Below are 13,285 nucleotides of genomic sequence, written 5' to 3'. Positions count from 1 at the left end.
AGGTATTATTTTGTTGATTGTCTGAACTCGATGCGGTGAGGAAGCTGTACAATGCTGCTGTCTACCGTTTCTTTGTTCATGTATTTCGTTAAGAGACGCATCGCTACTGCACCAATATCATACATTGGCTGTACAACAGATGTTAACTGAGGACGAACCATTGTTGAAAGTCTTGTGTTATCAAAACCGATAACTTCTAGATCGTTTGGTACATTCAACCCGCGATCTTGTGCCCCGTGAATAACGCCTAATGCCATTTCATCCGTTCCAACGAAAATAGCAGTTGGCTTTTCATCTTCTTCTAATAGTTTTTCAACTGCTTCAATACCTGAATCGTACGTGTAGTCTCCTTCTACAATATAAGAATCGCGTACAGGCAATCCGCTTTCAGTAAGAGCACGCTTGTACCCTTTTACTTTTTTCGCATGATTGATCGGTTCTTCTAGCGTACCTGAAACGAATGCAATATTTTTATGACCGCTGTCAATTAGTGATTGCACTGCATCAAAAGCTGCTTGTTCATAATCAATAGTTACAGATGGGATTTGGTTAGTTGATTCGATTGATGCTGCAAGTACAACTGGAACCGGTGATTTTTTTAACTCTTCTACGTGTTCTTCCGTTACATTCCCACTCATGAAGATGATTCCGTCTACTTGTTTACCAAGCATGTTATTTAAAAGATGAAGTTCTTTATCTTGATTTTGGTCGGAGTTACTTAAGATGATATTATACTTGTACATTGTTGCAATATCTTCGATTCCACGCGCTAACTCTGCATAGAAAATATTTGAAATATCAGGAATGATAACTCCTACTGTCGTTGTTTTTTTACTGGCTAATCCACGCGCTACTGCGTTCGGACGATAGCCTAGTCTTTCAATTGTTTCTAATACTTTTTTTCTAGTTGATGGTTTTACATTTGGATTTCCGTTTACCACACGAGAAACCGTTGCCATCGACACGCTTGCTTCCCTTGCTACATCATAAATTGTTACGTTCACAACAAACACTCCTTATCGAAAAACATTTCGTTTATTTTATCCTTATTTCATTTCTTGTATTTACGTATATAAATCCATCTTCCTTTATAGAATGGCTATTTCTAGCTCCTTCACTCTTACATACAGCTTAGATACCCTGTATGCATCTAAATCATTCCTGTTATGCCCTTATTATTACGTGTGCAAAGACAATTTTACCAGTTTATATGTAACAATGTAAAAGACGGTGTATAGTAAGTAAATAAAAAAAGTGAATCGCGAATTTATATCATATGCACTCACAGAATGATAGCGAATATCTGTAACTACTATACGATACTATGTGCTTCACCGCAACGTATTTACCGCCTTTTTCCGACAAGTTTCACGAGAATTTCATAAATTCTTGTTTTTTGGATTTGCACTTATTCTTTCCTATTTTGACAAAAGTTATCGACTGTTTTCAAAATACGTGATAATTTCGCTTATCTTTATTATAACGAAAGGCAAACAAGCTTGAAACCATTAAGTGCCTCAAACTTGTCATAAAAGTATACGAATTTTTCTTTTTTACGTTTTTTTATAAATTTAAGTTACATATAGGTTTTAGCTGCTTCATAAATTCTGTAAATTGTGGAATATCCATTTGCTGAGCTGAGTCAGAAAGTGCTACCGCCGGATCTGGATGAACTTCTGCCATAATTCCATCCGCACCAATGGCAAGAGCCGCTTTAGCCGTTGGAACAAGCAAATCTCGTCTTCCTGTTGAATGCGTGACGTCGACTAAAACAGGTAAATGAGTTTCTTGTTTTAAAATGGGAACGGCTGAAATATCCAGCGTATTTCGCGTTGCTCGCTCATACGTACGAATTCCTCGTTCACACAAAATCAGCTGATCATTTCCTTTTGATACAATGTATTCAGCAGCATTAATAAACTCATCAATCGTAGCGGCTAAGCCCCGCTTTAATAAGACAGGCTTCTTCACCGCACCCGCTTCTTTTAACAGCTCAAAATTTTGCATATTACGAGCACCAATTTGAATCACATCTACGTATTCTACAGCCGTTTCAATATCAGCGGGGTCGACAATTTCACTAATAACGGCTAAATCATATTCGTCAGCTACTCTTTTTAAAATTTGCAGTCCTTCTAAGCCAAGGCCTTGAAAATCATAAGGAGATGTTCTTGGCTTGTAGGCTCCGCCTCTAAGCATCCCCACACCCTGCTGCTTTACGGCTTTTGCTACGGCTGCTACTTGCTCATAGCTTTCAACGGAACAAGGTCCTGCTACAAAACGCTGAAGTCCGTCACCAATTGTTTCTCCTTTTACCGTAACGATTGTATTTTCCGGCTTCTTTTTACGGGATACAAGAAGTGCTTTACGATGATCATCTTCTTGAAGCTCTAAATGAGCTTTGAAAATCTCTTTGAAAATATGTTGAAGCGTAGATGTTTGAAACGGTCCTTCATTCTTGCTTAAAATCGCATCAAGCATTGCTCGTTCACGAACAGGGTCAAACCGTTTGGTTGACTGCATTCCTTTTAATTTTCCTATTTCTTGAACAAGCTCGCCTCGCTCATTAATAAGCTTTAACAGTTTCATATTTACTTCGTCAATTTGAGATCGCAAATGCTGAAGATCTGAATTCGTCATGTACGTCCACCCTTTCACTGATTTAAAAAAATCCGTTTAGCAGGGTTACTACATAAGATGATAGGTGATGGAGGATATATGTAAGGGGCTTCTCTGCTTTTATGTGCTAAACTACATCTATTGTACGAAAAAGTGGATGAAACCGCAATCAGCTTACAAAAAAAACCGAACGATTAATCGTTCGGATCTTCCTTCACCTAAACTGCTTTTGTCCCAGCCTCTTTCAATTAATGAGCTACATTTTTCGCTAATTCTTCTTCGTTAATGTTCCAGTGAGAAGCGTGCCACTTCACTTTTCCATCTTCAAACAGAAGCGCTTGAGGTGATTCATGCTTCACTTCATACGTTTCAGCAATATAGTTGGATACGTCTCGTGAATCTTGCACATGAAGATAATAAGAAGGAATGTCTTCATGACTAGAAGCAAACGCTGAAAATGCCTCATGACCAGCTGCACTAATTGGACACGTCGTGCTGTGCTTTAAAAATAAAAAGCGATGGTTTTCCTTAATAACTTGTTCGAACTCTTCAACTGTTGAAATCTTTTTCATTTTTTTCACCCTTTCTGTACTTACTCTTAAGTTTACATGGTTTGACCGTTTCCATACAAAAAGAGTGCTCAGCTTTATGTATAATGCTAATGAATTTATTTATAAGGTGAAGTTATTTTCAGCATAGAAAGAAAAGAACTTGTTAAATTAAAATCCCTCTGATGAAACTAACATTTACTTGCCGTTCAACCTAAATTACATACAAAAAAAGCGTTCACCCTATAGGTTAAACGCTTTTGATTCTTTATTATGGTCGTGGCACTGTGCTTTCCACTTCATCTAATGCTTTTTGAGCTTCTGTTAGCTTCTGTTGAACGTCTTCGTTGCTTTGAGACTCCACTTCATCAGCAAGCACTTCTAAGCTCGTTGGAGGTAATGCTTCGTGTTCAGGATCTACTTTACGGAAGTTTTTCACTTTGTCCACTACTTGTGAAGATTGCTCAGATAATGTTTGTGATAAACCAGCCGTTTTTTCTTTAGCCGTTTGAGCAAACCCTTGTCCTTTTTCAACAGCGCTGTTTTTCGCTTGCTCTGTTTTTAAACGAACGTAAGCTGCCTGCTCATTTAAATCCGAACGGAACTCTTTACCTGATTTTGGAGCAAGTAATAATGCCGTTGCAGCTCCTACAACTCCTCCAATCACTGTTCCTACTAAAAAGCCTTTATTTGAAGTGTTGTTTGGTTTATTTGGTTTGTTTGACATATGCGTCTCCTCCTTTAAAGTTCATCCTTATGAAAATGAGCGTGAGCGTTGAACCGCTTTTTCTTTTACTTCAACAGGTACAGGCTCCGCGTCAATTTTTTTCTGTTTTCTTAATTTTATACGTTCCCATACGTCTAATGCAACATTGCTCCATTGAACGACTTGAGCAACAGTTTCTTTATTTTCTTCTACTTTCTCTGAAACGCTTGATGATACGCTTTTAATCGACTTATTTAGGTCTTGGATTGAGTCACCTACGCCTTTAACAGAATCCACGACTGTGTTCAGCGCTTCGGATTTACGCTGAATATCTTCAGCTAACAGATTAGTCTTATGTAAAAGTGCAGTTGTTTCAGCTGTGATTCCTGTCATTTGCTTTTCTACACCGTCTAAAGTACCTGCCACTGAATTTAATGTGTGCTGAACGGATTTCAATGTTTTTGACACGGAAACCACCAGGTAAAAAATCGCAATGGCAACAATAGCAGCGCTTAAATAAAGAATAATAACCATCTGTGCAAGGCACCTCCTATTTTTATCTCTCTTGTTATAACTACTTTCCCAATTTTATAAACAATTAAACCTTCTATTCCCTATAGACTCTTTAACTTTACCATATTCTCTCTGCATTTATTCATAAAAAGGGAAGATTGCTACATTATTTCGCGATATATGAGTTATTTCTCTTCCTAAAGAAAAAAAGGATTTTAAAGCATAAAAACAAACAAAATAAGCTCAGTGGGGTACAATAGAAAGTGAATCATCAATCATTGTTATTTTAAGGAGGCACTATTTATGAAAGACCCTAGAATTGCAACATTAGCTAAAAATTTAATTAATTATTCTGTTCGCCTTCAAAAAGGAGAAAAAGTATTAATCGAAAACTTTGGACTTCAGCGCGAGCTTGTGACAGCACTTGTAGATGAAGCGTACAAGGCTGGTGGCTACCCGTTTGTACTGCTAAAAGATCATTCGGTAGACCGAGCTCTTTTAAACGGTGCACAAGAAGAGCAGTACAATATGATGGCAGACTTCGAAGCAAATGTGATGAAAGAAATGGATGCTTATATTGGCTTACGTTCTGGTTCAAACATTTTTGAACAATCAGATGTTCCGGCAGATAAAATGAAAATCCAAGGGAATACGATCGGTAAAAAAGTACATAGAGAAATTCGCGTTCCAAAAACAAAATGGGTCGTTCTTCGCTACCCAAACGATTCAATGGCGCAGCTTGCTAAAATGAGTACAGAAGCATTTGAAGATTTTTATTTCGATGTATGCAACTTAGACTATGGCAAAATGAGCAAAGCGATGGATGCTTTAGTTGAGCTCATGAACCGTACGGACAAAGTGCGTTTAACGGGTGAGAATACAGACTTAACGTTCTCTATTAAAGATATTCCTGCAGTGAAGTGTGCCGGAGAAATGAATATTCCGGACGGTGAAGTATACACGGCTCCTGTACGTGATTCTGTAAACGGAACAATTTCTTACAACACTCCTTCTAACTATCAAGGCTTTACGTTTGAGAATGTATCCTTAACATTTAAAAACGGTAAAATTGTTGAAGCAACCGCTAATGATACAGAACGCATCAACGGCATTTTTGATACAGATGAAGGCGCTCGTTTTGTTGGCGAATTTGCGATTGGCGTAAATCCGTATATTCAACATCCAATGCAAGACATTTTATTTGATGAAAAAATTGACGGAAGCTTCCACTTCACTCCTGGCGAGTGCTACGAAGATGCGTATAACGGAAACAAGTCAAATATTCACTGGGATATGGTGATGATTCAGCGCCCAGAATACGGCGGCGGTGAGATTTATTTCGATGACGTGTTGATTCGTAAAGACGGGCTATTTGTCATTGAAGAATTAAAAGCGTTAAACCCTGAAAATTTAAAATGAGTTTTGAAATAAAAAAAAGGCACTCAGGAGAGTGCCTTTTTTTTATGATACGGTTTGCTGATATAGTTTTTCAAACTTTTGAATGTCTCCAGCACCCATAAATACTAATACAGCTTCATTATGGTCTTTTAACGATTCAATTGTTTCTTCATTAATTAATTCAGCTCCGCTGATTTTGCTTCGTAGATCTTCAATTGATAATTTACCTTGATGCTCACGGGCTGATCCAAAAATGTCACATAGATATACTTTATCAGCGTGCTGTAAGCTTGCTGCAAAGTCCTCTAAGAACGTTTGTGTACGCGTAAACGTATGCGGTTGGAAAACAGCCACAACTTCACGGTTTGGATACTTTTGACGAGCAGCTGAAATCGTTGCATTAATTTCCGTTGGATGGTGTGCATAATCATCGATTAGCACTTGTTTGCCAACGTTCTTTTCGCTGAAACGACGCTTTACACCTTGATATGTTTTAAAACGCTCTTGCAGCACAGCAACGTCAATTTCTTCATAATGACAAAGTGCAATAACGGAAAGTGCATTTAAGATGTTATGGTCGCCATACCCTGGAATCTCAAATGATGCGTGGAATGTATTTCGAACGAACACGTCAAATGTTGTGCCTGTTGTGCTTTTTACGATATTACGTGCTTGGAAATCATTTTCTTCGCCTAATCCGTAATAAAGAACAGGTACCTTCGCTTGAATTTGCTGAAGATGTTCATCGTCACCACAGGCAATAATTCCTTTTTTGACTTGAAGTGCCATCTCTTGGAACGCGCTAAATACATCATCGATATTGGCAAAATAATCAGGGTGATCAAAATCAATATTCGTCATAATTGCATAGTCTGGCGTATAAGATAAGAAGTGGCGGCGATACTCACATGCCTCAAACGCAAAATACTTGCTGTCTTTTACACCTTTACCCGTACCGTCTCCAATTAAATATGAAGTAGGTTCAGCTCCTTGAATCACATGCGCTAACATACCCGTTGTGGATGTTTTTCCGTGTGCTCCTGTTACGGCTACACTCGTATACTGTTTCATAAAGTCACCTAAGAAACGGTGATAGCGTACAAGCTTGACTCCTTCTTTTGAAGCTGCTTCTGCAATTTCTTCATGCGTATCAGGAAAAGCATTTCCTGCAATTACAGTCATGCCGTCTTTAATATTATTTTTATCAAATGGTAAAACAGGAATTCCCTGCTGTTCTAGTGCTTTTTGCGTAAAAATTTCTTTTTCAATATCCGATCCTTGAACTTGAAAGCCCATATCGTTTAGGATTTGCGCAAGCGCACTCATTCCTGTTCCTTTAATACCTACAAAATGGTAAACTGTCATATAAAGAACCTCCAACATTCGTCTATCTGTAAGACAGTATATGACGGTTATCTAGAATTGCTCTTACAAACGTATATAAATGTCGTTTGATTGCTGATTTCACGATAACATTCGTACATTATATCACTTCTTATAACATAACTCCATGACTCCATTTCTACTCTCTTCCATTGCGAAACGGCCTTTTATTTTGGCTTCATCACATAGTATATAGCCTGCTGTTTTAAAAACGATCGCCATGTCATTGCATTTTTTTTGTCATTATATTGGGTTACTAACTGTTCAATGCGTTGTTTATGTCCTAAAAAGAAAGAGTCAATTAACACGTCATATCCGATTGATTTTATTTTTCGAATCCAAATTACTTGTTGTTCCTCTAAATTTGCAAATCTTCCTCTTACATCTTTGATGATAACCTGCTCATTTGTCAATGGGGTATATCCTTTTAAGAAAAACGAATTAGGTACTTTAGACACAATAATTGGCTCTAGTACACTCGTCAAAAAAAAGGCTCCTTGAATTAAAAACGACTCTGTTTTCTGCTTCGCCTGATCAGCTAAAAACAGCTGCAGCAGGGTTTTCCCCTGAATGGTTACATATTCAAATGCAAACCACTGAAAAAATAATTGTTCATGGGAATCAGATAGAGCCGCCTCATGAGGCAAGTTTACTAACTCTTTAAATAGATGTGAAGCCCGCACTTTTTCTCGTATATTCGTATAGCGGTTCACAAAAAAGAAATATTGATTGTAAAAGTCGCAAATAGCATTATCAGACTGAAGCTGCTTTTGTTCACGAATTTCATTAAAGTTAATCAGTTCATGATTTTCTTCTGTCATTACTCTTCACTCGTACTCTAATTATTTTGGTTTGTCCTCTTTAAACGCCTTCAGCTCATATGTTTCAGCTGGTGAGAAATGATAGCAAACTATCACATGCTAAAAAAGCAAAACACACATTATCCTTACATATAGTAAATCATTTTACTAGTTCTGACAAACCTTTTCCTTTTTTTCCTGATGGATTTCTTCCAAAATCCCTACTCAAATTCTGTATAAACGAACTTAAAGGAGGAAAAAAAGAGGCGGCGGATACAGTGACAGAGCGTTAGCTCACATAAAGCTGTATCCTGCTGATTTTGCATAGCCTCTTTTTTTAACCTACATGCAGAAAAACAGCTTAAAATGTAGAAGTGGCTGTTTGACTTTCCATTTCCTGAAGCTCGTTTTCGGTAATGAGTACATCTCTCGGCTTGCTTCCTCTTGCTTCTGAAATAATTCCTTGCTGCTCCATCATATCAATTAGGCGCGCTGCGCGATTGTACCCCATTCTGAAGCGTCTTTGCAGACTGGAAGTAGATGCACCGCCTTGGTCTAGCACAAACTCGCATGCTTCATAGAAAAGCTCATCTTCTTCATTTGAAGCAAAGCTTTGCTGCTTTTTCAACAAATCTTCTTGATCAAATAAGTATGTTGGCTTCATTTGCTTTTTGACATGATCTACAACGCGATCAATTTCTTCATCTGAAACAAAGTTCCCTTGAATTCGAACGCTTTTAGAAGATCCGTTTTCAAGAAGCAGCATATCACCTTTACCTAATAGCTTCTCTGCTCCTCCTGTGTCGATAATTGTACGTGAATCAACTTGCGAAGAAACAGAAAATGCGATACGCGTTGGCACATTCGCTTTAATTAAACCTGTAATAACATCTACGGAAGGACGCTGCGTTGCAAGCAATAAGTGAATGCCACACGCTCTTGCCTTTTGTGCAATACGGCAAATAGCTTCCTCTACTTCCCCTGGAGATACCATCATCAAGTCGGCAAGTTCATCAATAATAATAACTAGATACGGCAGCTCCCCGCTTTTTTCATTATGTTCTTTTACACGTTCGTTGTATTTTGTAATATCACGTACGCCCGCATGTGCAAACAGTTCGTAACGGCGCTCCATTTCCTCTACTGCCCACTTTAAAGCTGTAGTAGCTGCTTTCGCATCCGTGATAACCGGGCTGACTAAATGCGGAATGCCGTTGTAAGGAGCTAGCTCAACCATTTTAGGGTCAATTAACATAAGCTTGACTTCGTGTGGCGCAGCTTTATAAAGCAAGCTGACGATAATGGTATTAATACACACACTTTTACCAGACCCCGTCGCTCCAGCAATTAAACCGTGAGGCATTTTGTTCAAGTCAGTCACAACCGGCGTTCCTGAAATATCTAACCCTAACGCCACCGTTAAAGGAGAGTTATCTTTTCTAAAAGAAGGATGCCTCAAAATTTCGCGAATTAACACCGGCTTACTTTGACGATTTGGCACTTCAATCCCAATCGTATTTTTCCCTGGAATTGGCGCTTCAATTCGAATATCACGCGCGGCTAGGCTCAGTTTAATATCATCTGTTAAATTCGTAATTTTGTTCACTTTCACACCGGGTTCAGGATGTACTTCAAATCTGGTCACGGTAGGACCTTGCGTGACGTTTACGACCTTAGCTCGAACGTTAAAGTTTTTTAATGTCATATCCAAAAGCTCACGCTGCTCATCCGCCCATTGATTATCTTCTTCAATAGCAGCTGGAGGAATGTTAAGCAAGTTCATTCCAGGAAATGCATAAGGAGAAGAAGCCTTTACATTTACAGGTTCTTCAGCTTTTAACGAAGCCTGTGGAACCACTTCTTTGGATTTTTCACCGTGAACTTCTTCTTGCCTACTTACTTCCGTTTTTTTTTGCAGAGCTTCTGCCTCCTGCCTTTGGTATGAACCTTGAGACGGCTGACTTTTTTCTCGAGCGCTGTTATCCATCTTTGTACGGTCTTTTTTCAGCATCATTACGTTAAAAGGCACTAATCGCTTACCGCGAGCTCGTTCAGCATTTCCTGGCTGTTCTGCAGGTACAAGAGGTTCTACAGCTGACTCTTGCTGTACTTGTCCTTGTAACTCTTGACTTTCTTGCATCCTGCTCTCTTCCTCTTTTATCACTGAATTTTCAAGCTCTCGGTGCACAACAGCGGATACCGCTTCTGGTTGCCATTCATCAGCTGCGGGTTGCGATGGATGTAAACTTTCAGAATTCAGCTCATGTTCTGCTTCAACATGAACACTGTTTGTTGGCTCTTCTAGAACGACGTCACTTTCTTTTTCAGCGGCTGGAACTTCTTCTCTCTTTCTAGGCTTTAGTGCTTCTACTTCTTCTGCTTGTAAAAACGCTGGGCTTTCTTCCATCAACGTTTCTGCTTCTGCCTCTTCAGCTTCATTTCCGATCTCTTGTTGGAAAGAAACGGATGATTCAAACGGAGGCGTTTCCTTTGAAATTGGAGCCTCTTCAGCTACTGCTGTTTCTTCCGCCAAATCCCAGTCGGTAGCTTTCTCTTTTGCCACTAACGGTTCGACCGCATGTGATTCTTCAAAAGTTGGAACCTCTTCCTGTTCTTTTACGGCTACTGAAGAACTTGGCTTTTCTTCAGGAAATGATATCTTCTCTTTTTGATTTTCCTCATATTGCTTCCACTGAGCAAAACGCTGAGAAGACAGTTGCATCATTTCTTCCGTTTCTTGAATCTGTGCTTCTTCCGCTATAGGCTTAGAAACTGGTTTTCTTAACGGCTCTACAACAGACGTATTCATCGCTCGTCGGTAAATTTCATCTTCAAACGCTGCTTTTGATAACTGTGTACTCGGAAGCTCATATTCTACTACTTCCTCACTTCCGTTTTGTACAACATTAGAAGGCCGCTTATTAAACCCATAAACAGGTGAAGGGATTTCAGTCGGACGGAACGGACGTTTTCTTACTTGCGGAATCGCTTCTTTCTTTTCAGATACCGCTTTTAACGGCTGAGATACTGACTTAGGCTGCGTTAGCGCCGACTTGCGAACAGGCTCTTGATAAAACGGAGCCGGTGCCTTTTTTGCTACAGGCCTTGGTTCATTTTTAGGAGCTGCTGCCTTTTTTGCTTCTCCCGTATCATCAATTAAAGGGAAACGAAACGTTCCTTTTGGGTATTGATAAGCTACTTTTGTATGAACATCTTGCTGCTCTTCACTGTAATTCCGCTTTTGCGTTCTGGCCGAGTGTGGAACAGAAGGTTTTGGCGCTGCTTTCATCACTGGCTTTTGATGAACTGACTGCATTTGTTTAGGCTTAGTAGCCTTCTTTTTAGGAATTGTTTTTTCTCTATTTAAAGGGTATTCTTCCGTTGTATTTCCATGTTCGTCTACAACGATTTCTTTCACTTCGTATCCTAGTAAATAATCCATTACTTTTCGTACAAAACCCATTTTTATCACTCTTTCTATCAGACTATCTTACTTCGTTTAGCCTCTTATATCGCAGTGCTGCGACATCTACAAAAAGCTATCCATGCATCCTTTATTTACCTTTGGCCTCAAAGTATTCTCTGAGATGGATATATATACTATCTTTTCATTTATCATTCTATCACGTATGCTTGAACTCTTACTATAAAATCTACTATTTTGCTTCCCTTATTTATACAGTAAAATTCCTCTTTGCAAAAATATTTTTTCATGTTTAATTAGCACTCATAATTAAACGCGAAAAAAGCCACTAGTCTATACTAGTGGCTTTTAATTTTATCAAACCTTTTTAAGAATTGACAATTGCTTTTCAGCAACTGTAACGCTTTGAAATATACGTGTAAAAAAACATCCTGCTTTTGCCCTATAAATTAGTATCACACTCTGCTTTTATGCTTGAAAAGGCTGACCTACTTCATATTTGTCTTCAAGTACTAAAATCCCTTTTTCTTGAGGAGCGTTCGGAAGCGCCAGCTCTTTAGCAGAGCAAATCATGCCTGAAGAAGGTACACCGCGCAGCTCTGCATCTTTAATGATCATACCGCTTGGCATAACCGCTCCTACTTTTGCTACGACGACTTTTTGACCTGCGTCTACATTTGGTGCTCCACATACAATTTGAAGTGTTTCTGTGCCAACATCTACTTTACAGATGTTTAGCTTATCTGCATTTGGATGCTTTTCTTTTTCTTGAACATATCCAACTACAAACTTAGGAGATAAATCCACTTCAAGTTTACCTTCAAAACCGCTTTCGCTAAGTACACGATTTACTTCTTCCACCATTTCTTCTGTTAATTCAAGAGAACCATTTCCCTCTACTTTTAACTTAGAAGAAGCATGAAAGATGTTATAGCCAGCCGTTGTATTTGATTTTTGATCAAAGATACGCACAACGTCGCTTTTTGTTTCAAACGTGCGATTTTCAATTGCAATATCTTCTAGCTTGACGATTAACGTATCGCCGATACCTTCTTTATTATAAAAAAGATTCATAATTAGTCCCGTCCTTTACTGCGATTTTTTCCTAGAATAAAAATAGGTTCTAGCTCACCGTTTTCGTATAAAAATGAAAGAGCTGTGATGGGTACACGTCCACTTGCAAAAAAGCTCATGGTCATTTGCGCAAGAATATCATAACCCGTTTCGTTTTGGATATCAGCTAGAATCAGCACATCTTGATGAGGTACTGCTACAGCCATTGTGCCCGAAACACTAGAAGCAAAATCTTGCAAAAATGCCTCGTTAAGAATTCGGCTTGCATCGTATCCATCGTTCTGATTTACAAAATAAAAGTCATTGCCTGCTACCGTATCTTTTTTATGTGAAATCGGCAAAGAGCGAAGATTAAATTTAGCCATTTCCCGCACTGCGGATAGATCTAAATTTTCCTTACGAATTAGTTTCTCATCTAATAGACGATATGTATTGCCTAAATCAAGCGCATAATAAATGCGTGTTTCAGCTGTATGTTCATCATAAATCAACGGCACGTCTTCATTCGATTTATCCGGAAAAGACGTTGAGCGAATAACTGGATAAATGCGCTTTTCTTTTCCCGTTACCTGCTGTTCATCGTTCATAACACGAAGAGCTTCTTTTATATAATATACCATTTCATCTAGAGCCGCTTCCTTTTTTTCTTCCCATTTTGCAATTAGCCCGGGTAAAGAAATGGTTACACCTTTTTTCGTTTCCTGATGTTCAACGCGCAGCGTATCTTTTTCACGATCAAATAAAAATGACCAATCCGCACCCGTTAATCGCTCTTCTAGTAGTTTTCTCATCTTTTGACTATTCATTTTCGCCATATTTA

General features: G+C 38.7%; 11 protein-coding genes. 1 reads left to right on the top strand and 10 read right to left on the bottom strand.

Going from position 1 to position 13,285, the window contains the following annotated elements:
- Window positions 1-5 precede the first annotated feature (5 nt).
- The 5 genes from ccpA to SCI76_RS16425 all read right to left on the bottom strand — a co-directional run bounded on the left by ccpA (window position 6) and on the right by SCI76_RS16425 (window position 4,407).
- Window positions 6-1,004 (bottom strand): catabolite control protein A, encoded by a 999-nt coding sequence (ccpA, locus tag SCI76_RS16445; protein WP_013059493.1) that lies wholly within the window; start codon window positions 1,002-1,004, stop codon window positions 6-8.
- Window positions 1,005-1,563: 559 nt separating this feature from the next.
- Entirely contained in the window at window positions 1,564-2,640 is a 1,077-nt protein-coding gene (locus tag SCI76_RS16440; RefSeq protein WP_028411815.1) for a bifunctional 3-deoxy-7-phosphoheptulonate synthase/chorismate mutase, read from the bottom strand.
- 227 nt (window positions 2,641-2,867) lie between these two features.
- Complete coding sequence (gene ytxJ / locus SCI76_RS16435; protein WP_028411816.1) at window positions 2,868-3,191, bottom strand: bacillithiol system redox-active protein YtxJ; 324 nt, start codon at window positions 3,189-3,191, stop codon at window positions 2,868-2,870.
- Window positions 3,192-3,438: 247 nt separating this feature from the next.
- Window positions 3,439-3,894 carry a YtxH domain-containing protein gene (locus SCI76_RS16430; RefSeq protein ID WP_013059496.1) on the bottom strand — a complete coding sequence of 152 codons (456 nt, stop codon included), beginning with the start codon at window positions 3,892-3,894 and terminating at the stop codon, window positions 3,439-3,441.
- 27 nt (window positions 3,895-3,921) lie between these two features.
- Entirely contained in the window at window positions 3,922-4,407 is a 486-nt protein-coding gene (locus tag SCI76_RS16425) for a DUF948 domain-containing protein (protein WP_028411817.1), read from the bottom strand.
- A 282-nt stretch (window positions 4,408-4,689) separates the two neighbouring features.
- On the opposite strand from SCI76_RS16425, the gene SCI76_RS16420 reads away from it, so the two are divergent.
- On the top strand, window positions 4,690-5,805 hold the full coding sequence (locus SCI76_RS16420; RefSeq protein WP_028411818.1) for an aminopeptidase: 1,116 nt from the start codon (window positions 4,690-4,692) through the stop codon (window positions 5,803-5,805).
- A 42-nt stretch (window positions 5,806-5,847) separates the two neighbouring features.
- Here SCI76_RS16420 and murC read toward each other — a convergent pair whose 3' ends face one another.
- The 5 genes from murC to SCI76_RS16395 all read right to left on the bottom strand — a co-directional run bounded on the left by murC (window position 5,848) and on the right by SCI76_RS16395 (window position 13,280).
- On the bottom strand, window positions 5,848-7,149 hold the full coding sequence (gene murC, locus SCI76_RS16415) for a UDP-N-acetylmuramate--L-alanine ligase (RefSeq protein ID WP_013059499.1): 1,302 nt from the start codon (window positions 7,147-7,149) through the stop codon (window positions 5,848-5,850).
- A 185-nt stretch (window positions 7,150-7,334) separates the two neighbouring features.
- A complete protein-coding gene (locus SCI76_RS16410) occupies window positions 7,335-7,988 on the bottom strand; it encodes a hypothetical protein (protein ID WP_028411819.1) in 654 nt (217 codons plus the stop codon).
- A gap of 340 nt (window positions 7,989-8,328) precedes the next feature.
- Window positions 8,329-11,430 carry a DNA translocase FtsK gene (locus SCI76_RS16405; protein WP_168761348.1) on the bottom strand — a complete coding sequence of 1,034 codons (3,102 nt, stop codon included), beginning with the start codon at window positions 11,428-11,430 and terminating at the stop codon, window positions 8,329-8,331.
- A 429-nt stretch (window positions 11,431-11,859) separates the two neighbouring features.
- The gene (ytpR, locus tag SCI76_RS16400) at window positions 11,860-12,465 is read right to left on the bottom strand and encodes a YtpR family tRNA-binding protein (protein WP_028411821.1); all 606 of its coding nucleotides are present in this window, start codon (window positions 12,463-12,465) and stop codon (window positions 11,860-11,862) included.
- A gap of 2 nt (window positions 12,466-12,467) precedes the next feature.
- Window positions 12,468-13,280 carry a DUF1444 domain-containing protein gene (locus SCI76_RS16395; RefSeq protein ID WP_014457994.1) on the bottom strand — a complete coding sequence of 271 codons (813 nt, stop codon included), beginning with the start codon at window positions 13,278-13,280 and terminating at the stop codon, window positions 12,468-12,470.
- Between the last annotated feature and the right edge of the window lie 5 nt (window positions 13,281-13,285).

Source organism: Priestia sp. HNGD-A6 (genome assembly GCF_045784335.1).
In the GTDB taxonomy this organism is placed as follows: domain Bacteria; phylum Bacillota; class Bacilli; order Bacillales; family Bacillaceae_H; genus Priestia; species Priestia zanthoxyli.
This window is presented reverse-complemented; position numbering and strand designations above follow the sequence as displayed.

Excerpts from the sequence above, each read along its gene's own strand:
- SCI76_RS16425 (WP_028411817.1), bottom strand. The coding sequence starts at position 4,407 with ATGGTTATTATTCTTTATTTAAGCGCTGCTATTGTTGCCATTGCGATT.
- SCI76_RS16410 (WP_028411819.1), bottom strand. The coding sequence starts at position 7,988 with ATGACAGAAGAAAATCATGAACTGATTAACTTTAATGAAATTCGTGAA.
- SCI76_RS16440 (WP_028411815.1), bottom strand. The coding sequence starts at position 2,640 with ATGACGAATTCAGATCTTCAGCATTTGCGATCTCAAATTGACGAAGTA.
- murC (WP_013059499.1), bottom strand. The coding sequence starts at position 7,149 with ATGACAGTTTACCATTTTGTAGGTATTAAAGGAACAGGAATGAGTGCG.
- SCI76_RS16395 (WP_014457994.1), bottom strand. The coding sequence starts at position 13,280 with ATGGCGAAAATGAATAGTCAAAAGATGAGAAAACTACTAGAAGAGCGA.
- SCI76_RS16405 (WP_168761348.1), bottom strand. The coding sequence starts at position 11,430 with ATGGGTTTTGTACGAAAAGTAATGGATTATTTACTAGGATACGAAGTG.
- SCI76_RS16430 (WP_013059496.1), bottom strand. The coding sequence starts at position 3,894 with ATGTCAAACAAACCAAATAAACCAAACAACACTTCAAATAAAGGCTTT.
- SCI76_RS16420 (WP_028411818.1), top strand. The coding sequence starts at position 4,690 with ATGAAAGACCCTAGAATTGCAACATTAGCTAAAAATTTAATTAATTAT.
- ytpR (WP_028411821.1), bottom strand. The coding sequence starts at position 12,465 with ATGAATCTTTTTTATAATAAAGAAGGTATCGGCGATACGTTAATCGTC.
- ytxJ (WP_028411816.1), bottom strand. The coding sequence starts at position 3,191 with ATGAAAAAGATTTCAACAGTTGAAGAGTTCGAACAAGTTATTAAGGAA.